The organism is Nannocystis bainbridge, assembly GCF_028368995.1.
Classification (GTDB): Bacteria; Myxococcota_A; Polyangia; order Nannocystales; family Nannocystaceae; genus Nannocystis; species Nannocystis bainbridge.
This window is the reverse complement of sequence record NZ_JAQNDL010000001.1, coordinates 4,398,742-4,418,930: the sequence shown is the minus strand read 5'-3', so window position 1 is coordinate 4,418,930 and position 20,189 is coordinate 4,398,742. Positions and strand designations below refer to the sequence as shown.

Here is a 20,189-nt window from a genome sequence, read left to right as displayed (position 1 = left end):
ACGGTACCACCGCTCCGCGGGAGGAGGATCGCAGCGGGCCGGCCGTCTACTCGAAGACGAGCACGTGGGCGGCCCAGTCGGCCGCGCTGCCGCGCTGGACCCGTTCGTCGCGGACGGCGACCGCCGGCGAGGCGCCGCCGCGGATCCGCGCTCGCACGGCGGCGAAGAACGGGCCGGCCTCGCGGTCGTCGACGGGGGCCGGCGAGGCGATGACGACCCGCGCGCCGGCCTCGAGGAACGCGCTCGGCAAGCTCCACGCCTCGTGCAAGTACGGCGCGACCTGACCGGCGTGGCAGGCCCCGAGGATCACGACCGGCCGCGCCGGCAGGGCGACGCCGCGGATCTGCCCGGCCGTCAATGCGTGGCGGCCGTCGGCCTCGGGCGTCAGGGCCAGGAAGGAGGCGTCCGACACTCCGAGGTCGACGAGACCGTGGACGTGAAACTCGATCTCACCGGCCTCGGGCAGCGCCTGCAGCACCCGCGTCGGCGTCGCCGCGGGGCCGGTCAGCGCCCGCGTGCCGGCGTCGATCTCACCTGTCCACGGGGACAGGCGCGGCAGGCCGAGCGAGGTCGGCGCGACCGCGTCGGCGACGACCAGTCGCATGTCCGATGGGACATGCTTTTTTGGCAATGTCTTAACAGTCTGGTGACCGACGCGGTACGACCAGGCGATCTCGGGCGGCAGCAAGCCGGGGCGACCGGCCAGCGGCGGGCGGGCGAACACCGCGACCTCGGGGCAGGCCCGCAGCGCCGCGATCGCAGCCTCGGGCACCCGCGCCTCGTCGGCGAGGGCCGGGGCTTCGCGGGTGACGAGAGCGCCGATCGCCGGGCCGGCGGGTCCGAGCGCGACGCTGTAGCTGCGCTCGTGATCGTCGGCGAGGCCGAGCGCGCAGGATGTCGGCGCGGGCGCACCGACCTCTTCTGCGAGCAGTTGCAGCGCCGCGCCGTGATCGCCCCGCGCGGCCGCGTCGAGCACCAGCGAGGCGTAGCTGAACGACACCGCCTTGAGCGCGTGCGGGTCGCTGCGCGGCAGCTCGCGCGCGGCGGCGATCGCCTGGCGCAGCAGGGCGCGGCCGGCCTCGGGCTCGCCGCCGATGCGCGCGCGGCCCTCGATATGATCGGCGAGCGCGGCCTCGCCGGGCATCAGGCCGCCCGCCCGCACCGCCTGCAAACCGACGAGCACGGCCTCGACGTCGCGCGCATCGCCGCTCATGCGCGTCAGGTCGGCCTGGACGAACAGCCGCGCCAGCGACGGCGGCTGCTGGCAATCCGGCGCGGCCTGCAGCTCGCGTCGCGCCCCGGCGACGTCGAGCGCGACGATCGCAAGACCGGCGAGCACGTCCCGCGCGTGACGCTCGGCCCGGCAGCGCGCCACCTCGGCCTCGGGCAGGCGCAGCAGGGTCTCGCCGGTGATCGCCCGCGCGAGGCCGAAGGCGCCGCGCAGGCGAGCGACCTCGGCCCGCAGCTGCAAGGAGGTCGTCTCGGCGCCCCAGTGCTGGTCCTGCGTCACCCGCCGCGCGGCGGCCTCGAGCGGAGCGGCGGCCTCGGGCAGGCGGTGCATCAGCGCCAGCAGCTCGGCGTGGGCCAGCTCGAGCCGCGCGCAGCGATAGCCAAGGCCGGGGCCGCACAGCGCCTGCGCGGAGGTCAGCGTCGCCTCGGCGGGCGCGTAATCACCGGCGTCGAGCTGCGCGCCGGCCCGCTCCTGCGCGGCCAGCATGCGCAGCCATGGGTCACCTGTACTTTCGGCCAGCTTGGTGAAGCCGGACAGATCGGCGCGCGCTTGCCCGGCATGGACCATCGCCCCGAGAGCGATGTCGAGTTGCCCGGCCGCTCGCGCCGCGGCGACCAGCGCCGGCCCGTCGCCGCCGCGACCGAGCGCGAGCCCGGCGTAGCGCTCGGCCAGCGGACCGCGGCGGGCGAACTCGGACCTGGCTGTCTTTTGCAGCATGTCCTGAAGGACATTCCCGCCGGCCAGCCGATCGAGCCGCTCGGCCAGCGGCAGCAACGACTCGAGGCGCGCGCGCGTCGGGGCGGTGCGCACGGCGTCATAGAAGTAGAGGCGCACCAGCGACGGCGCGCCGAGGATCGCGGCCTCGGGGACCGGATCGCCGTGATCGATCAACGCCGCTCCGGCCGCCTGTACCTCGGCGAACAGCCGCTCGCGCGCGGCCGGCTCGCGCCGCAGCGCCGCGGCGTGGGCCCGTGCCTCGGCGCCCCACGCCGGCGTGTCGGCGGCCGCGAGCTGCTCGAGCGCGTCCGCGGCGGCGCGCGAGAGGCCGAGGTCGCGCAGCGCGAGGGCCCGGTTCCAGCGCGCCTGCAAGTGCTCCGGCGCGACCGCCAGCGCGGCGTCGGCGAGCGCGAGCGCGGGCTCGGGCTGGGCCTGCATCAACGCCAGCGCGGCGAGGTCGCTGTCGCGATCGGGCGAGGGCTCGAGCCGCAGCAGCACCGCCTGGGCTTGCGCGAGCTCGCCGCGTAGCGCGTGGGCGGCCGCGAGCCCGCGCAGCTCGCCGATCTGCTCGAGCCGCGAGAGCTCGCTCAGCGGGATCGGTTCACCCTGGATCGGCCCGGCGGCGCGGGTGACGGCGTAGTCGCGGTGGACGTCGGCCGGGCCGAAGCTGAGCCGGGCCTCGACGCCGCGCGTCGGCGTCAGCGTGAGTGAAGCTGACCCTTCGGACATGCCCTTGGGGACATCCACGAGCTCGGGCCCGCCGCCCGGCCCGCGCAGGTACAGGGCGATCGCGGCGGCCGCGGCGAGCACCGGCGCCGCGGCCCACCAGCGCCGTGGTCTGCGCGCGGCCAGCGAGATCGGCGGCGCGGCGGCCGGCGCCTCGGGCCCGCTCGCGACCTGCAGCTGCATCAACACGTGGAGCTGCTGCTGGCAGCGCGCGCAGTCGACGAGGTGGACCTCGAAGGTCGCCCGCGCGTCGCCCTCGAGCTCGCCGTCGAAGTAGCGGTCGATGTCGTCGCAGCGGGAGGTCATGGGTGGCTCTCGTCGGCGGCGCGGGCCGGCAGCAGCAGGTCACGGAGCTTGCGACGGGCCCGGGCGAGGCGGGTGCCGACGGTGGCCTTGGGGATCCCCAGGCGCGCGGCGATCTCTTGATACGGCACACCCTCGAGGCTGTGAAGCTGATAGACGTCGCGGAAGTCGGGCTCGAGCCGCTCGACCGCGGCGACGACATCGTCGCGGGTCAGCGCCGCCCAGGCCGGCTCGGCAGCCGGCTCCGGGGCGGGCAAGGCGACCTCGTCGAGCGAGGCGTGGGCCGGGCCGCGCACGCGCGCGCGGCAGCGGTCGAGGAAGAGGTGGTGCAGCATCGTGCACAGCCAGGCGCGCAGGTTGGTCCCGGGCTGGTACTGCGCGCGACGCTGGAGCGCCCGCTCGAAGGTGTCCTGCAGCAGGTCGCCGGCGTCGGCCGAGTTGCGACACAGCCGCAGGGCGAGGTCCCGCAGCGCGTGCTCGTGGGCGCGGAGGCTGCGATGAAACTCCGCCGCGGCGTCGATCGGCGGATCGATGGCTTGCGGCGGGGCCATGAATGGCGACAGCGGACGATGCCACGCGAGGGGATCGACGGTCAACCGCGGCCGAGCTGACCGGCGATCGCTAGGCCGGCCTGACCGGCGATGTTGCTGGCGTCGAGGATCCTCCGGGTGATGTCGTCGGGGATCCCTCCCGGACCCGGGGGCACCGGCGGGCGCAGGATGATGACGGCGCCGCTGCCAGCGAGCGACATGATCGACTGCGGCACGGCCTGTTGATGGTTGTTGTCGCCCGGCACCGTCTGGCCGATCGAGGCGAAATGCTTGTGCCTGTCGCCGTCGCGGATGGCCGCGACCCGCTGGTCTCGCAGGTCGACCATGAAGGCCATGAACCGCTGCGAGTCCTTGGCGTTGTCGGTGACGACGATGACGGCGTGGTCGAGGTGCGGCCAGTTCGGACCGCCGTGCCAGCCGTCGAACTTCTCCATCGGGATGACCTCGGGCAGCTTGAGCGATTCGGCCGAGTAGTTGCCCGGCTTCCACGTGAACAGCGGCGCCTGGCTGATCTTCGGCAGCTTGCTGGTGTCGATCTGCTCCGGCGGCGGCGGCGGCGGCGGCTTCAGCGGCGCGACATGGGTCGAGGGGACCTTCGGGCTCACCGGCACGGGCGACGGGACCTTGGGCTTCACCGGCTCGATCGGCGCAAGCAGGGCCGACCACCACGCGGCGAGGATGACGAGTGACACCTTCATTGCTCCGCTCCTCCTGCGCGCCTGGGCGCGCTCGGCCGCCTGCGCGGCGGCCCACGTTACCAACCTCGTGTTCGTTCACGTGGCCGCGGCCGCGCGCGCGACCGTGGCCCGGACCGCGGCCTCGAAGCCGCAGGTCCCGGACCTGACTCGCAGCGCGATCGCTGGTGATGACGAGGTTGTCGCCCCGACAACGCCAGGGCTCCGCGATCTTCCCGGAGCTCCCGAAATTTTAAATGGGCGAGCCCGCTGCGCGCGCCTCCGCGCCGGCCGGCGAGATCGCAGGCCGCCGGTGCGAGCGGCTTGTCGGGTTGCGACATGTTCCTTTGAACATGTCTATACAGACATCTTGTTCGGTGGCGATGTCGAGCGCGAGGGGTTCGCGTTCGGGGCGATCGCGAGCGGGAGCGCACCCGTGAGCGGCGGGTGGACCCTCGTCGGCGCTTGCTTCAGACTGGCCCTCGCCGCATGTCCTCACGTCACCTCGTCGACCCGCAGTTGCTCCCGCTGCTCAGCGCCATGCCGGCCTTTGGGCTGAACGCCCAGTCGCTGCCCCAGCTACGCGCCCTCATGCCACCCGCGGGCGACACGCTCGGGGACCTCGTCGCCTCCGAGCGGACCGTGCCCGGACCCGAGGACGCGCCCGAGGTGCGAGTGGTCGTCTACGAGCCGCCGCGGCGCCTCGGGCTCGGGCCGGCGTACCTGCACATGCACGGCGGCGGCTACGTGATGGGCTCGCCGCACATCGCTGCCGCGCGCAACCAGGCGCTGGCGAGCGCGCTCGGCTGCGTGGTCGTCTCGGTCGATTATCGGCTCGCGCCCGAGACCCCGTTCCCCGGGGCGATCGAGGACTGCTACGCGGCGCTGAAGTGGCTGCACGCGCAGGCCGAAGAGCTCGGCGTCGATCGCCGGCGGATCGCCATCGGGGGCGAGAGCGCCGGCGGCGGGCTGGCGGCGGCGCTCGGGCTGATGGCGCGCGATCGCGGCGAGGTCCCGGTCGCGTTTCAGCTGCTCGTCTATCCGATGCTCGACGATCGCACCGTCGTCGCCGAGCCGCGGCCGCACGCCGGCGAGTTCGTGTGGACGAACGAGGACAACCGGTTCGGCTGGAAGTCCCTGCTCGGCGGTGAGCCGGGCGCCGAGGACGTCTCGCAGTACGCGGCGGCCGCTCGCGCCGGCGACCTCTCGGGCCTGCCGCCGACCTACCTCGCCGTCGGGGCGCTCGACCTGTTCCTCGCCGAGGACGTCGCGTACGCGCAGCGGCTGCTGCAGGCGGGCGTGCCGACCGAGCTGCACGTCTATCCCGGGGCGTTCCACGGGTTCGACATGGTCGCCCACGCCGAGGTGGCGCAGCGGTTCGAACGCGACCTGCGCGACGCCCTGCGCCGCGGGCTGCGGCCGAAGTGACGCCGCGAGCGAGCGGGCGAGCCGTCGTAACTTTCTCTCAGTGCGTCGCTTCGCGCTCGGGCAGCAGGAAGCGGTAACCGACGCCGCGGAGCGTCTCGATGTACTGGCCGGCGGCCCCGAGCTTCTTGCGCAGGCGCTGCACGTGCGTGTCGACCGTGCGCGTCGTGACGTCGACCTGCACGCCCCACACGTCGTTGAGCAGCGTGTCGCGGGTCTGCACCCGGCCGCGGCGGGCCAGCAGCGTCGCCAGCAAACGGAACTCGAGCGCGGTCAGGGTCACGCGGCTATTTTGAACCCACACCTGGTGGCCGTCGTGGTCGACGCGCAGCAGCTCGTAGTGCTGCTCCTCGGTCGACGGATCGTCGGTCGTGCGGCGGCGCAGGATCGCCTTTACGCGCAGCAGCAGCTCGCGCACGCTGAACGGCTTCGTCACGTAATCGTCGGCCCCCAGCTCGAACCCGACCACCCGATCGATCTCCTCGCTGCGGGCCGTGATCATGATGACCGGCGTCCCGCGCGTCCGCTCCGTCATGCGGATGTTGCGACAGACCTCGGTGCCGGCCATGTCGGGCAGCATCCAGTCGAGCAGCACGAGGTCCGGCGGCGGGCTCTGGCCCATGAGCGACAGCGCGGACGTGCCGTTCTGGGCCGTGAGGGCGCAGAAGCCCTCGCGCTCGAGGCTGAAGCGCAGCGAGTCGAGCAGGTCGCGCTCATCGTCGACGATGAGGATCGTGGCGGGCATGGTCTGTTCCTAACAGGTGCGCTGCGGGCCGGCCCCACAGGCTCGCGACAACGTGGTGACTCAGTCGTGATCGCGGAAGCCGAGGAGCTTGAAGGTCTGCGTGGATTCGTGCTCGACGAGCGAGGCGAGGATCTGCAGCTCGTGCTCGGCGCCGTCCTCGCCGCGCACGACGAGGTGCGGGCGCTCGTGGAACACCACGCCGGCCCGGCGGACGGTCCGGCGCGGTTCGAAGCGGACGAACGCGAGCGCGGCGCCGCCGTGGTGGGACAGCGCGCGCTGCAGGTCGTCATGGGACTGGCGGACGTGCATGTCCCACAGCAGCTCGCGGCCCATCGCCTCGGCGGCGGGGTGGTTGGCGATCGCGGGGAACAAACGGCCGGTGTACTCGTCGCGGCCGATCGCCAGCGCGGTCAGGGCCTCGGCGTCCCGGTCGACGAGGCCGGCGACGACCGCCTCGCCGAGCGCGTCGAGGCTCGGCAGGCCGCCGGCGAGCGGCGCGTCGCCGACGTGCGGCTCGGCCGGCGCCGGCGGGCTCGGATCGTCGCCGGCCGACGGCGCCTCACATGCCCCGAAGGACAGGCAGAGCGCGAGGGCGGCGGCGACGCGGAGCATGGCGGGTCCTGCTAGTTGGCGGCGTAGGTCGACCAGCCGAGGGTCCAGTCGCCCTCGGCGTTGGCGACGCCGCCGATGTAGTCGGCGGCGTCGAAGCCGGCCGGGGCCGCGCCCGCGCCGCGCAGCGGCGAGCCGTCGGCCGGGGCGAAGTTCGGCGCGGTGAAGTCGAGGCTGGTGAGCTGCGGGTCGGTGTCGATCAGGTTGCTGTTGCCCGCGCCCTCGACGAACCCCTCGAGGTCGAAGGTCGAGCCCTCGCCGACCACGTACGGGGTCGCGCCGTCGTCGACCGCCGAGTTGCCGGAGAACAGGCTGTTCTTGAACACGATGCCGCCCGCCGTCGCGACGGTCTCGGTCGCGCCCTCGGTCAGCTCGATCGCCGCGTTGTGGAAGCCGACGAAGATCGCGTTGTAGAACTCGGCCGCGACGCCCTCCTTGAGGCGGACGCCAGCGCTCTGGGTGTCGATGTCGCCGCCGGCGGCGGTGCCGATGGCGGTGACGTTGACGAACTTGGGCGCGGTGCGCGGCTCGGCGTCGAGGTTGTCGGCCTGGTTCGACAGCTCGAACGCGTAGTTGCCGGCGGCCGGGTCCTGCAGCAGCACGACGTGCTGCAGCGAGCCGGTGTAGCCCTGGTCGCTGTCGATCGAGTCGTCCTGGGCGCCGGTGACGAGGATGTGCTTGCCGCTCCAGGAGCCCCCGAACATCTCGACGCCGTCGTCCTTGCCCATGTGGACCTGCAGGTAGTCGACCTGGGTGCCGGTGCCGCACGAGTAGAAGGTGACGCCGTTGAGCTCGTTGTCCTTCGTCAGCTCGAAGCCGACGAACTCGACGCGGACCCACTTGAGCGAGCCGCACGAATAGGCGTCGTCGCCGCCGCCGTAGGCGTAGTCTGGGTTGCCGGCGTCGAGGCCCTCGGCGATGCCGGAGCCGGTCTGGAGGTTGTTCTTGGCGTCGCCGAGGAGGACGATGCCGCCCCAGTCGCCGCGCGCCCGGCTGCCCTCGGCCAGCGCCGAGGTGAACACGATCGGCTGCTCCTTGGTGCCCTCGGCGATCAGCTGCGAGCCCTTGGCGATGACGAGCGCCGAGCCGTTGAGGCCCTTGATCGTGACGCCGGGGTTGACCGTGAGCTTGGCGCCGTTCTTGACGGTGAGGACGCCGCTGAGGGTGTGACCGCAGGTCCAGGTGGTGTCGGACTCGATGGTGCCCTCGATCTCGCTGTCGCACTCCTCTTCGCCCGGCGCGGTGTCGTTGGTGTCGGCGGTGTCGGAGGTCTGCATGCCATCGTCGCCACAGCCCTGGGCGAACACCAGCGGCAGCGCCACGGCGGCCGCGAACATCGGGAGAGTCTTCTTGAACGTCATCACGGGGAAGCCTTCTTCGGAGAGGTCGCGGCGCTATCTCTAAAAGAGACCCGTGACGCCGCTCCCACGGGTCGGTGACGCGAACGCGACATGTTCGCGCCCTTCACCGTCACATGCTGTAGCTGAGGCCGAGGATGAACGAGACGCCCTTGCGGGTCTGATAGAACACGCTGTCCTGCGCGCCCTGGACGTAGGTCTGGCGCCAATTGAGCATGTTCAGCGCCATGAAGCTGAGGCTCAGGTTCTTGTGGACCCGCTGCGACATGGCGAAATCGAGGGTGTGGATCGGCTTCTCGTAGACGTCGGGCAGGCGGTTGGCGCCGACGAACGCGATCCGGCGGCCGAAGGTGTTGTAGAGCAGGCGCACGTTGGTGCCCGACTTGTCGTTGTCGTAGGCGAAGTAGGCGTTGACCACGAACGGCGACTGACCCTCGAGCGGACGGTTGGTCGAGGTGAGGGCGTTGAGCGGGTCGCCGGGCACGGGCGCGGGGATCTCGACGCGCGAGTGCACGTAGGCGAAGTTGGCCCCGAGCGAGAAGTCGCGGGCGTCGCGGTGGATGAACGACAGGTTCTTGCGCAGCTCGAGCTCGACGCCGACGTTCTGCGCCTGGTTCGCGTTGCGGTAGGTCTGCACCCGCGGGAAGGTGGCAATGACGCGCTCGATCGGGCTGTCGAAGTACTTGTAGAAGACGCTGGCGGCGATGACCTCGTTGGCGCTGGGGAACCACTCCCACCGCAGGTCGGCGTTATAGATCTTGGTGCTCTTGAGGTCGGGGTTGCCCTGCACGCCGAAGCCGCCGGCGAAGTCGACGAACAGGAACTTCGAAAGCTCGCGCATCTCGGGGCGAGCGACCGTCTCGGCGCCAGCGAGGCGGATGTTCATGTCGCTGCGCGGCGAGAAGATCAGGCTGCCCGACGGCAGGACCTGGCGGTCGCGCAGCGCGGCGCGGTAGGCCGGGTCGGCGTTGGGGCTGTACGGGCTGTACGGCGAGACGTTGATGTTGCTGGCCTCGAAGCGGGCGCCGCCGACGAGCCGGAACCACCGCGTGAACGGCAGGTCGAGCATCGCGTAGCCGGCGTAGATCTGCTGCGAGCCCTTGTAGCCGTCCTGGCCGCCGGGGCGGGTGATCTCGTTGATCACGAACGGCTCGCTGCCGCCCTGGTTCATCGGCACGCCGCCGCCGATGGTGTCCTTGGTGAAGATGTTGCCTGAGCCCGAGGGCAGCGCGCCGGTCCAGCCGCGCGGCTCGAGGTCGAGGGTGCGGGCGTCGAACTGCCGCTGGCGCGCCTCGACCCACCCGCCGGCCTTGACGCGGGCGTCGAGGCCGCGCCACTGCTTGAACGGCATGGTCAGGTTGAGCGCGCCGGTGCCGGTGTTGTCGAGCAGCTTGAAGAACTGGAACTTGCCGGCCTCGTTGGGCGCGACCTGGTAGTCGCCGCCGATGTTGTTGAAGAACATCTCACGCAGGAGCGGGTCGTCCTGGCGCGCCTGGGCGTAGCTGCCGAACCAGTCGAGGGTGAGGTCCTTGGCGCCGGCGAAGGTGTGGCGGCCGCCCAGGCGGGTGAACACCACCGAGCGCATCATGTAGCGCAGGCGGGTGTTGAGGCTGGTGGTGTTCTCGGTGGCGCTGGTGTTGCGCGCGTTGCCGGTGAGCGCGCGCGACTCGTTGTCGGCGTCGCGGGTGTAGACGGCGGTGAGCTCGAGCCGGTGGTTCTTGTCGAGGTTCCACTTGATGAGCGCGAGCGCCGAGCCCTGGACGTTCTGGGTGGTCTTGATGCCGTCCCAGCGGACCGTCGGCTGATCGGTGTCGAGGGTGTAGCCGCTGTTCTGGTCGCCGGTGACGCTGTAGATCCGGTGGGTCTCGCGCAGCGTCTGGTGGACGTTCGAGTACTGCAGCGCGGTGAGGAACCCGAGCCGCGTGCCCCACGGCTTGAAGGTGTTGCCGAGCTGCAGGCCGGCGCCGAAGTTCGGCATCGCCGTCTTGCTGCCGATCGCGGTGCGCGTCGACGGCAGGCCCTCGCCGAACCGCTCGAGCTGCTCGGCCGAGTAGACCGGCTTGCCGCCTTCGATCTCGGTCGGGCGGATCGGTCGCGCGGTGTCGAAGTTGTCGGAGAGGCCGCGCCCGAGGTTGCCGAAGGTGGCGTTGTCGCCGGCGAAGCGGTCGCCGGTGTTGGCGTCGCGGAAGGTGGTGGCCGTGTTGGCGCCGATGCGCGCGTCGACGGCGAAGTACAGCTTGTCGGGGGTCTCGCGCGTCTCGAGCTGGACCGAGGCGCCGGCGAAGTCGGCCGGGACGTCGGGGGTGGCGGTCTTCTGGACGTTGATCGCCGACAGCGCGCCCGAGGGGATGATGTCGAGCGGGACGGTGCGCAGGTTGGGGTCGGGGCTCGGCAAGCGGGCGCCGTCGAGCAGGGTGTTGCCGTAGCGGTGGCCGAGGCCGCGGACGAAGATGAAGCGGTCGCCGACGACGGTGGTGCCGACGATCCGGCGCGCGACCGCGGAGGCCGAGCCGCCGCCCGACTTGCGGATGTCGTCGCGGCTCATGACATCGCGCGCGCTGGCGGCCTTCTTGCGCTCGACCAGCTTGCCGGCGGCGCTCTCCTTGTTGATCTCGGCCTTGACGACCACGGTCTGGGTCATGCCCGCGATCGGCTTGAGCTCGCGGTTGATGGCCTCGGTCCCGTCCTTGGCGACGGCGACGCCGCTGATCGTCATGCCCTCGTAGGCGTCATAGGAGATCCGTACCTGATAGGTGCCGGGCGGGACGGACAGCTGGTACTCGCCGTTGATGTCCGTCTTGGTCTTGTAGTCGGTGCCGACCACGGCGACGCCGACGCCGATGAGCGGCGAACCACTGGTGGCGTCGAGGACGCGGCCCTTGATCGTGCCGGCGTCGCCAGCGACCTTGACCTGCTGCTTCGGCGCCATCTCCTTCTTGAGCGCGTCGGCGTCGTTGGTGAGGTCCTCGACGCAGAAGCCGTCGTCCTCGGCGCAGCCGCCCTCCTCTTCCTCGGCGGGCGGGGCCTTGGCCGGCGCCTCGGCAGGCTGCTCGGGCGGCTGCTCCGCGGGCGGCTGCTCCGCGTCCGCGGGCGGCTGCTGGCCCGGCGCCGGCTGCTCGATCACGTTGCCGTCGTCGTCAAAGCCGGTCGGTCCCTCGTAATCACGAGGACCGTCGGCGGCACGAACGGTACGCGCACAGACTCCAGCTCCGACCGCTGCCAATAGCGTCAGCAGGGCCGGGCTCTTGCAACGTCGCAAGAACATGGCGATCCAGATCTCGATTGTTGATGCGACCGGGTCGGCCGCGCGGGGGTTGTACTGGAAACGAAACAGCCGCCCAAGGGGGGCGGCTGTGGTGTCACCAAGAAGTCACGGCGGCTTCACTCGGGCTTCGAGGTGAGGATGACGATCGGGAACGCCTGCGCGCCGCGGGCGAGGTCGACGGCGCCGAGCACCATGCCGTACTCGGTGTCGTCGGCGGCGTCGAGGTACAGGGAGTTGTCGGGGCGCGCGTTGAACATGCGCGTGAGCTTCTCGGTGAGCTCGGCGCGGTCGACGTCGATCTTGTTGATCGCGGTCTTGCCGTCGGCGGCGACGCTGAGCACGAGCGGCTTGTCGGGGTCGTTGGCCTGGTCGAGCTGCTCTTCCTTGTCGTCCTTGGGCGGCAGGCGGACCCAGAAGCTCTTGGCCATCACGGGCGCGAGGACCATGAAGATGATGAGCAGCACGAGGACGACGTCGACCAGCGGGGTGACGTTCATCTCGGGCTGGACGCGGGCCTTCTTGAAGCCGGTGTTGAGGCTGGCTCCCATGGCTAGTCGACCTCCCCGCCGCCGTCCCACTTGCGCTGGGAGCCGACAGCCAGCGAGACGCCGCCGAAGCCGATGTCCTGCACGTCCTTGAAGAAGGTGCGCACGGCCTTGTACGGGACCTTGGCGTCGCCGCGCAGCAGGACCTTGCGCTTGGGGCTGCGGGCGTACACGTCCTTCAAGAAGCCGATCGCCTGCTCGCGGGCCATGTCCTGTTCCTCGAGCGTGTAGACCTCGTTGCGGTCGATCGTGACGACGAGCGGCTCTTCCTTGCTCTCGGCGTCCTTGTCCGGGAACATGACGCTTATCAGCTCGATCGGCTTGTCATCCTGCATGTTCGGGATGATGAGCATGAAGATGATCAGCAGCACGAGGACGACGTCGACCAGCGGGGTGACGTTGATGCTGGGCTTCGGCCCTTTACCGGGTTTACCGGTCTCGACCGCCATGCCCATGGGCGCCCTCCAAATAGTCGATCAGCTCGCCGGCGGCGTGCTGCATCTGCATGTCGAGGCGGTCGAAGCGGCCCGACAGGTAGTTGAAGAACAGCACCGAGGTGATGGCGACGATGAGGCCGACCGCGGTGACGATCAGCGCCTCGGCGATGCCGGCGGAGACCGCCGCGATGCCACCACCGCCGGCGGAGGCGATGCCCTGGAAGGCGACGATGATGCCGATGACGGTGCCGAACAGGCCGATGAACGGAGCGGTCGAGCCGATCGAGGCGAGCATGCCCATGCCGCGGCGACCCTCGGCGCTGTAGAGCTCGAGCTTGCGCGCGAGCTCGCGGCGGGTCAGCTCGGCGGCCGCGGTCGGGCCGCCGTCCTTGCGCTCGTTGGCCTGGAAGGTCTGCACGCCGATGGCGGTGAGGCGCGCGAGCGGGTTGCGGGTGAAGCGGCGGGCCAGCTCGAGCACGCCGGCGATGTCGCCGTCGGCGAACTGCGAGCGCGACTTGCTGGCGAACTCCATCGACTCGCGGTCGGTGCGACGCAAGACCCAGGCGCGCTCGATGATGACCGCGAAGCTGGCCACACCCATGCCCAGCAGCGAGATCGCCACCAAGCGGGAGAGGAGGCTCATGCTTCCCCAGATCTCGAACAGTGACATCTCCATGACTCAGGTCCTCTCAGGGTTGCTGCTCGCGCGCGTCATCCGCCGCCGGTGAGCTTGAAGGGGAAGTTGACGATGATCCAAACCGAGATCGGCTCGCCGTCGAGCTTGGACGGGGTGTACTTCCACCCCTTGACGACGCCGATGACGGCGGCCTTGAACAGCTTCTCGGCTTGGGTCTTCTCTTCGTCGCCGGAGGCCGTGTTGGTGGCCCGCAAGATCTTGGCGCCCTTGACCGTGCCGTCGCGATGGACGTGCAGCTTGAGCACGACCTCGCCCTCGATGCCGCCGTCGCGCAGCTCGCCCGGGTAGTCGGGCATCTTGTTGCCGGCGTCGGGGGTCGGCACGCTGGCCCGCTCGGGCCGGTCGACCGGCTTGGTCGGATCGATCGGCTCCTCGACCTTCTTCGGCGGTGGGGCCGGCTTCGGCGGGTCGGGCTTCTTCGGCGGCGCGGGCTTGTCGGCCTGCTTCGGCGGGCCGCTGCCCTGGCCGGGCTGACCTGTCCCGAAGTTCTTGTCGCTGCTGGGCGCGGCCTGCTCGGGCGGCGGTCCCACGGGGATGACCTTCGGCGGGTCGAGCTTGGGCTTGGGCTTGGGCTTGGCCTGCGGCTGGGGCTTCGGCACGTCAGGCGGCGGAGGCGGGGGCGGCTCTTCTTCCACCTCCGGCTCGGGCTGCTCGTCGACGGCGAAGTCCTTGATCTCGGGCTCGAGGAGGACGGCGACCTCGGGCTCGTGCAGGCGGTCACGCCAGGCCCAGGTGCCGATCACCAACATATGGCCGAACAGGGCCAGGACGATCGCCCGCTTGTTCCGGCGTACGAACACCTGATCGCGGGTCGCGGGGTCGAAGCCGTTGAACATCGGGACGCGGAGGTTTATGACGAACAGGCTTTGCAGCCCGATGTCGCGAATGTTCCATCTCTGTGACATCGCCTCGGGGAGTGACTTGTATTCTCACGCGTTTCTTGGCTGTCACATCGGACAGCCGGCCGCGTGCGCGTTACGCTGGGCGTGATGCGGGTCGACGACCTCGGCTGCACGATCGCCGGGCGAACGCTGCTCGCAGGGGTGTGCTTCTCGATCGATCACGGCGAGGCGCTGGCGGTGCTCGGGCCGTCCGGGGCCGGCAAGAGCCTGGTGCTGCGCTGTCTCCTGGGGCTGGCGCCGAGCGAGGCGAAGGTGACGGGGAGGTTGCAGTGGGAGGGCCGCGAGGTGTCGCTCGCCGATCGCGACGCGCTGGCGCAGCTGCGCGGGCGCGGGCTGGCGCTGGTGCCCCAGGCCGCGGCGGCGAGCCTCGACCCGATGCGCACCGTCGGCGCGCAGCTGCGCGAGGTCTGTGCGCTGCACGACACGGACGGGCGTCCAAATGAGCGCCTCGAAGAGGTGGGGCTCGCGGCGGAGTTCGCGGATCGCCACCCGCACGCGCTGAGCGGCGGGCAGGCGCAGCGCGTGGCCCTGGCGCTGGCGCTGGCCTGCCGCCCCGCGTTGCTGCTGGCCGACGAGCCGATGGCGGCGCTCGACTGCGTGAGCCAGGCCGAGCTGGTCGAGCTGCTGGTGCGGCGCTGCGCAGCCGAGCAGGTGGCGCTGGTGCTGGTGTCGCACGACCTGGCCCGCGTGGTCCGCTGCTGCGCGCGCGCGATCGTGCTGGACGGCGGGCGCATGGTCGCTCGCGGACCGCTGGCCGAGCTGCTAGCGGCGCCGCCCGAGCCGACCACGGCGGCGATGGTGTTGGCGGCGGCGCGGCGAGGATGACCCTATGAACATGTCTCTAGAGACAGGTTCATCAGGGCATGTCCACGAGGACATGCTTGTCGGACGCGGGCTGACGGTCGGCGAGCGGCTGCGCGGGGTGGACCTCGAGCTCGGGCGGAGCACGGGGTTGGCGGTGATCGGTCGCTCGGGCTCGGGGAAGTCGACGCTGGCGCGGGCGCTGGTCGGGCTCGAGCCGGAGCTCGCGGGCTCGCTGCGGCTGGCGGGGCGCGAGCTGGTCGGGTCGCCGCGGGCGGCGTGGGCGGAGCTGCGGGCGCGGGTGCAGCTGGTGTGGCAGGACCCGGCGACGGCGCTCGACCCCAACCTGACGATCCGGCGCAGCATCGACGAGGCGCGGCTGCTGGCGGGGCGCGATCGTTATGGTCGGGACGATCCGCGAGCGGCGGCGCTGATGGAGCGCGTGGCGCTGGGGCCCGAGCTGCTCGGCCGGGTGCCGGGGGCGCTCAGCGGCGGGCAGCGGCAGCGGGCCGCGATCGCGCGGGCGCTGGCCGCGGAGCCGGAGCTGCTGATCGTCGACGAGATCACGAGCGCGCTCGACCGCCCGGTCGCCTGGACCATCGTCGACCTGCTGCGCTCGCTACGGACCGCGTCGATCGGGCTGGTGATGATCAGCCACGACCTGTCCTTTCTGCCAGGTACGGTGGAGGACGTGCTGGTGCTCGCGGGCGGCCGCCCGGTCGAGTCCGGCCCGGTGACTTCGGTGCTGACCGCCCCGCAGGCCGCGGCCACCCGGGCGCTCGTCGACGCGGCGCCGCGGCTCTGATAAGAGGATCGCGGATGGGGACCGAGCCGGTCGTCTACGTATTCCACCATGCTGCGCCGATCCCCATCGGCCACCGGGTGGAGCTGCAGTTCTTCGAGCGCGACACGGGCTTCTTCAGCGTGGAGTTCAGCGAGCAGCTCGACATGCCGCTCATCCGCGACCTCGACACGGGAATCGAGTATGCGCCGGAGTGGTTGTTCAAGCAGGAAGCTCGCGACCACCTCGGTCCGAGCTCGCCGCGCGTGCTCGAGATGTCGCCGATGGTCCGGCCGACGCGGGCGCTGTCGGGGACCGTGGTGGCCTGCCGCGTGGTCACGGGGCTGGTGGCAGCCGACTGGACGGTCTTTACGTACCTGACGCTGCACGAGGAAGAGGCGCGCATCTATCGCTGAGGACGGCCCGAGAATTTTCGGCGCCGCGCGCGTGCGTCCGCCCGGGAGGCGGTCTATCTTTGCGGGATATGAAGCGTGGTGTCGGCGGCTGTATCGGCGCGATCGTCCTGGGCGTGGGGTGTGGGCCCGACCCGGTCGCTCAGGAGGAGCTCGAAGAGGTTTGCGGCCAGGAAGGACCGTTTCGCATCCTCCCGCTCGAGCCGGACCGTCAGGTCAACTTCGGCTGGCAGACGCGGATCGGCGACCGGCTGGTGTTCTCGACCGAGCGGATCGCGCCCGGCGACGAGGATGACTACTTCCCGGATACGAGCGACCCCGAGGTGTGGTCGACCGGGCTGTGCGGCGAGTCGCCGGTGATGCTGGCGCGAGATATCGGGATGATCTTCACCGTCGACCGCTGGCCGGAGCTGCTCTTCGGTTGCGACGAGGAGACCGCGGAGGTCTTGCTCCTCGATCCGCTCGGGGAGCGCGAGCCGCACGTGGTGTTCGCTGGCGACCCGGAGGCGTTCGGCTGTGCGCTGCGCTGGACCGACCACGGGATGCTCTCGGTCGTCCCGCACGACGAGGACTTCGGGGCGCTGATGCTGAGCCCCTACCCCGACGACCCGCTCACCCAGACGTCGGAGCCGGTCGTGCTGCTCGACGATGTGCGTATCACCTCGACGGGCCGCGGCGGCACCGGCATCGTCGCCAGCTCGATCCGCACGTTCGACGATTTCGTGCTGGCGCTCGACGACGAGGGCACGCTGATGCGCATCGACCTGGCCGACCGCTCGGTGGCGCCGCTGGTGCCGGACGTGCGCGAGGTGGAGACTTCCCGCGACGGGCGCTGGCTGCTCTGGCAAGACGCGACCGTCACCAACGGCGATCCCGAGGCTCCGGAGGGCGACATCTTCCTGCGCGACCTGACGACCGATGTCGACGCGCTGCTGGCCCGGTCGTGGCTGAGGCTGAGCCTGTTCCCGCTGAGCCAGGCCGGCGCGGGGATCGTTCAGCTCGGCTTCGGCTTCTCGGAGACCCAGCGGATCTTCTTCCTCCCCAATCTCGACTTCGTCGACGTACCGGGGGACGTATCGCCCGTCGCGAAGATCGACGACGAGCGGTGGATCACCGGATCGCTCTCCGACAGCACCTTGACCCTGACCGACCTGAAGGCGGGCACGTCGCGGCCGTTCGAGAAGCAGGGGCGCATCAAGTGGATCGAGGACGACGGCCTGGTCCTGTTCGAGGCCAAGGGGTGCTGCATCGAGGGCAGAAAGCGCGACGAGGGGCCGCTCTGGCGGGTGCCGTTCGAAGGCGCGCCGGAGCAGCTCGCGAGCCGCGCGAACGAATTCTTGGGGCGGCTGTCGGACGAACGCATGCTCGGTCCGGTCGGCATTGGCGCCGACTGGCTCGGCGATCTGGTGGTGATCGATCTGGCGACGGGCCAGGAGCGGCTCGTCGATCGCCACGTGTTCGCCCTCTCGCTCGATATGCGGTGGGGCCACGAGGAAGGGCTCATCAGCTACTCGATCCGCGACGGCGAGCGCTCGGGGGTGTACGTGGCGCGGTTGTCGGCAGAGGCCCGCAGCGGGTCGCGCAAAGCGGTCCGGGAGCACGTGGGGGTCGACGTGGTCCGCGGCCGGGATGGCAAGCCGGTGCCGGTGCCGCGGCTGCGGCCCGGAGAGCCGGACTGGGACGCGCTGGCGGCGTTGCGCTCGCACGGCGGCGAATGACGGGCTCGCGCGAGCGGTGAGCGACGAAGCTCGTTCAGTCGTCGTCGTCGTGGCCCGGCGGGAGGGAGCCGCGCTGGGCGTGCATGCGGGCGGTCAGCTCGAGGAAGAAGCGCTCCATCGGGCGGGCGACTTCGGGGCCGTGGAGGACCTCGACGAGGCGGGTGGCGGCCTCGAAGGTGCAGACGGCCTCGGGGCGCGGGGCGTGGCGGATGCCCCAGCGCGAGGGGCCACCTGGCGGAAGGGACACCTTCGGAAATTCGGCGACGTGGGCGGCGCGCCGGGCCATGCGTGAGCACTGGTGCCAGGTGCCGTCGAGGATGACGACGCAGCGCTGACGGCCGGGGGCGGTTTGCAGGAGCTCGGGACCGGCGACCTGGGCGTCCTCGGCGGGGAAGAGCACGACGTAGTCGAGGTCGGGCTCGGTGAGCGGGCCAGTCTCCATGGCGACGTCCTGGGCGCCGTAGTGAAGGATGGGAGCGCGCAGGACGGCCGCGGCGGCCCGGCCGGTGCTGGTCGGCTTGTAGCGCTCGCGGTTGTGCTGGACGAGGACAAAGCGAGTCGGCAGGTCGAGCACCGGGAGCTCGGCGCACAGGCACCGCTCGAGGTGAAGGCCGCAGACGGGGCAGCGCGGACGGGAGCTCTTGCGCAAGGACATGGGAGGGGCCGGTGAGGAGGTGGCGGTGAGGGCGGCGGCGGGACTGGGCCTGCGCGAGGGGCGAGAGTCAGGGCGATGTCTCGGCCGGCATGGAGGTGATGGTCAGCTCAGAGGCAGTGCTCGTCGCCGAGATCGAAGGGGCGAAATGCTCATTGCCTCAAAGGACAGGGTTGAAAGGACATGTCTGAGAGAGCATGCTCTCTGGTACAGGGTCGCAAGGACATGGCCGATAGAGAAGGTCTTGAAGGACAGGGCCTTCAGGACAGGGTCTTCAGGTCATGTCCGCAAGGGCAGCCGAGACGCGGGCGCGCAGGGCCGGGGGGAAGACGGCGCGGTGGTGGACGAAGCGCTCGCGGGCGAGGCCGCGGAGCAGCGGAGAGGCGTCGAGCAGGCGCTGGACGCGGCCGCCGCTGCGCAGGACCATGAGCGCCTCGTCGTCGGTGTAGGCGTCGATCTCGACGCGGTCGATGGCGCCGAGGTACGCGGGGGCGACGCCCTCGGCGGCGAGGACTTCGGCGAGCCGGGCCTCGGCGGCGGCAGAGTCGACGTGCGGCGCGAGCCGCAAGGTTTTAAAAAGGTGCCGGCCGACGAGGCCGTCGGCGAGCTCGCGCAGGACAGGGTCGGCGCTGCGAGCGTAGGCGGCGAGAGCCTCGGCGAGGGCGTGGTCGTCGAGGCGGAGGTAGCTGTGGATGTCGACGGGGCGGCCGCGCAAGAGATCCTCGAGGACCGGCGGGGTGCCAGGCTCGGGGCCGAGCTCGCACAGGCGGCGGAACAGGGCCCGGATCATCATCTCGGCGGCGCGCGCGGCCTTGTGCAGGTAGACCTGGCGGTACATGTAGAGGCGGGCGAGGAAGAAGCCCTCGACGGCGGTGAGGCCCTTCTCGCCGTCGACGGCGAGCCGCGCAGAGGTCGAGCCCTCGGGGACGTAGAGCCGCAGCGAGGCGAGCAACCAGTCGACGTCGAGGAGGCCGTAGCGCACGCCGGTCATGTAGCTGTCGCGCATGAGGTAGTCGCAGCGATCGACGTCGAAGGTGCCGGAGACGGCGCGCGCGAGGTGACCGATCGGGCCCTGACCATGGATGAGGCGCTCGACGAGCGCGGGCGCGGTCGGGTCGAGCTCGGCGAGGACGCGGTGGACCTGGGTGTCGGGGTCGAGGAGGATCCGCGAGGTCCACACTTCGTGGCGCGGGGCGCCAGGGAGCACGGCCTCGAAGGTGTGACTGAGCGGGCCGTGGCCGAGGTCGTGGAGGAGGGCAGCAGCGAGGGCGACGTGGGCCCAGAAGTCATCGATGCGATCGTGCGGCGGGAGCTCCTGGGCGAGGGTGCGCACGCGATCGAGGTAACGCTGCATGACGTGGGCAGCGCCGACGGCGTGGGCGAAGCGCGAGTGCTCGCCGCCAGGAAAGGCGAGGGCGGCGAGGCCGAGGGCGCGGATCCGCCGCAAACGCTGGACCTCGGCGCAGTCGAGGAGGCGCGTGGCGAGGCGGGCGGTGGCGCCGCTGAAGGAGATCAGGCCGTGCACGGGATCGCGCAGGAGCATCGCGCGGAGTTTAGGGTAGGCGCGGGCGGCTGGCGATCCGGCACGGCCGTGATTCGCGTGGCCGTGAGGAGCCCGGCGAGCAAAGATCTAGTGTGA

At 71.2% G+C, this 20,189-nt stretch carries 18 protein-coding genes; 5 read left to right on the top strand and 13 right to left on the bottom strand.

The features are described 5' to 3' along the window. Nucleotides 1-46: 46 nt before the first annotated feature. Genes POL25_RS17280 through POL25_RS17270 form a run of 3 tightly spaced genes read right to left on the bottom strand, consistent with a single transcriptional unit; the run spans nt 47 to nt 4,226 of the window. Nucleotides 47-2,980, bottom strand: coding sequence for a CHAT domain-containing protein (locus POL25_RS17280; protein ID WP_272087140.1), 2,934 nt, complete (start codon nt 2,978-2,980; stop codon nt 47-49). Next, nucleotides 2,977-3,528 carry an RNA polymerase sigma factor gene (locus POL25_RS17275; RefSeq protein WP_272087139.1) on the bottom strand — a complete coding sequence of 184 codons (552 nt, stop codon included), beginning with the start codon at nt 3,526-3,528 and terminating at the stop codon, nt 2,977-2,979. Before POL25_RS17275 ends, POL25_RS17280 begins: the two co-directional genes overlap by 4 nt. A 41-nt stretch (nt 3,529-3,569) precedes the next feature. Next, nucleotides 3,570-4,226, bottom strand: a complete 657-nt coding sequence (locus tag POL25_RS17270; RefSeq protein ID WP_272087138.1) for a hypothetical protein — start codon at nt 4,224-4,226, stop codon at nt 3,570-3,572. Nucleotides 4,227-4,691: 465 nt separating this feature from the next. Between POL25_RS17270 and POL25_RS17265 the strand changes: the two genes are divergently transcribed. Continuing rightward, complete coding sequence (locus POL25_RS17265) at nt 4,692-5,630, top strand: alpha/beta hydrolase (protein ID WP_272087137.1); 939 nt, start codon at nt 4,692-4,694, stop codon at nt 5,628-5,630. Between the two features lie 37 nt (nt 5,631-5,667). Here the strand turns inward: POL25_RS17265 and POL25_RS17260 are convergent, their stop codons facing one another. The 8 genes from POL25_RS17260 to POL25_RS17225 all read right to left on the bottom strand — a co-directional run bounded on the left by POL25_RS17260 (nt 5,668) and on the right by POL25_RS17225 (nt 14,188). Beyond that, nucleotides 5,668-6,372: a response regulator gene (locus POL25_RS17260; protein WP_272087136.1), complete on the bottom strand. Its 705-nt coding sequence runs from the start codon at nt 6,370-6,372 to the stop codon at nt 5,668-5,670. A 60-nt stretch (nt 6,373-6,432) separates the two neighbouring features. Next, complete coding sequence (locus tag POL25_RS17255) at nt 6,433-6,984, bottom strand: hypothetical protein (RefSeq protein WP_272087135.1); 552 nt, start codon at nt 6,982-6,984, stop codon at nt 6,433-6,435. Nucleotides 6,985-6,995: 11 nt separating this feature from the next. After that, nucleotides 6,996-8,342: a beta-helix domain-containing protein gene (locus POL25_RS17250; RefSeq protein WP_272087134.1), complete on the bottom strand. Its 1,347-nt coding sequence runs from the start codon at nt 8,340-8,342 to the stop codon at nt 6,996-6,998. 109 nt (nt 8,343-8,451) lie between these two features. Beyond that, nucleotides 8,452-11,604 carry a TonB-dependent receptor gene (locus POL25_RS17245; RefSeq protein ID WP_272087133.1) on the bottom strand — a complete coding sequence of 1,051 codons (3,153 nt, stop codon included), beginning with the start codon at nt 11,602-11,604 and terminating at the stop codon, nt 8,452-8,454. Between the two features lie 116 nt (nt 11,605-11,720). Further along, entirely contained in the window at nt 11,721-12,152 is a 432-nt protein-coding gene (locus POL25_RS17240) for an ExbD/TolR family protein (protein WP_272087132.1), read from the bottom strand. A gap of 2 nt (nt 12,153-12,154) precedes the next feature. Beyond that, entirely contained in the window at nt 12,155-12,604 is a 450-nt protein-coding gene (locus tag POL25_RS17235) for an ExbD/TolR family protein (RefSeq protein ID WP_272087131.1), read from the bottom strand. Further along, complete coding sequence (locus POL25_RS17230; RefSeq protein WP_272087130.1) at nt 12,579-13,262, bottom strand: MotA/TolQ/ExbB proton channel family protein; 684 nt, start codon at nt 13,260-13,262, stop codon at nt 12,579-12,581. The genes POL25_RS17235 and POL25_RS17230 overlap by 26 nt, the downstream gene beginning before the upstream one ends. A gap of 35 nt (nt 13,263-13,297) precedes the next feature. Then, on the bottom strand, nt 13,298-14,188 hold the full coding sequence (locus POL25_RS17225) for an energy transducer TonB (RefSeq protein ID WP_272087129.1): 891 nt from the start codon (nt 14,186-14,188) through the stop codon (nt 13,298-13,300). A 63-nt stretch (nt 14,189-14,251) separates the two neighbouring features. Between POL25_RS17225 and POL25_RS17220 the strand changes: the two genes are divergently transcribed. From POL25_RS17220 to POL25_RS17205, 4 genes are all read left to right on the top strand, one after another. Next, nucleotides 14,252-15,010, top strand: coding sequence for an ABC transporter ATP-binding protein (locus POL25_RS17220; protein WP_272087128.1), 759 nt, complete (start codon nt 14,252-14,254; stop codon nt 15,008-15,010). A gap of 52 nt (nt 15,011-15,062) precedes the next feature. Next, nucleotides 15,063-15,791, top strand: a complete 729-nt coding sequence (locus POL25_RS17215) for an ATP-binding cassette domain-containing protein (RefSeq protein WP_272087127.1) — start codon at nt 15,063-15,065, stop codon at nt 15,789-15,791. A 14-nt stretch (nt 15,792-15,805) separates the two neighbouring features. Beyond that, the gene (locus tag POL25_RS17210) at nt 15,806-16,183 is read left to right on the top strand and encodes a hypothetical protein (protein WP_272087126.1); all 378 of its coding nucleotides are present in this window, start codon (nt 15,806-15,808) and stop codon (nt 16,181-16,183) included. Between the two features lie 68 nt (nt 16,184-16,251). Further along, the gene (locus tag POL25_RS17205) at nt 16,252-17,898 is read left to right on the top strand and encodes a hypothetical protein (protein WP_272087125.1); all 1,647 of its coding nucleotides are present in this window, start codon (nt 16,252-16,254) and stop codon (nt 17,896-17,898) included. Between the two features lie 34 nt (nt 17,899-17,932). Here the strand turns inward: POL25_RS17205 and POL25_RS17200 are convergent, their stop codons facing one another. Next, nucleotides 17,933-18,553 (bottom strand): tRNA-uridine aminocarboxypropyltransferase, encoded by a 621-nt coding sequence (locus POL25_RS17200; RefSeq protein WP_272087124.1) that lies wholly within the window; start codon nt 18,551-18,553, stop codon nt 17,933-17,935. A gap of 271 nt (nt 18,554-18,824) precedes the next feature. After that, nucleotides 18,825-20,093 (bottom strand): HD domain-containing protein, encoded by a 1,269-nt coding sequence (locus tag POL25_RS17195; protein WP_272087123.1) that lies wholly within the window; start codon nt 20,091-20,093, stop codon nt 18,825-18,827. Nucleotides 20,094-20,189: the final 96 nt, after the last annotated feature.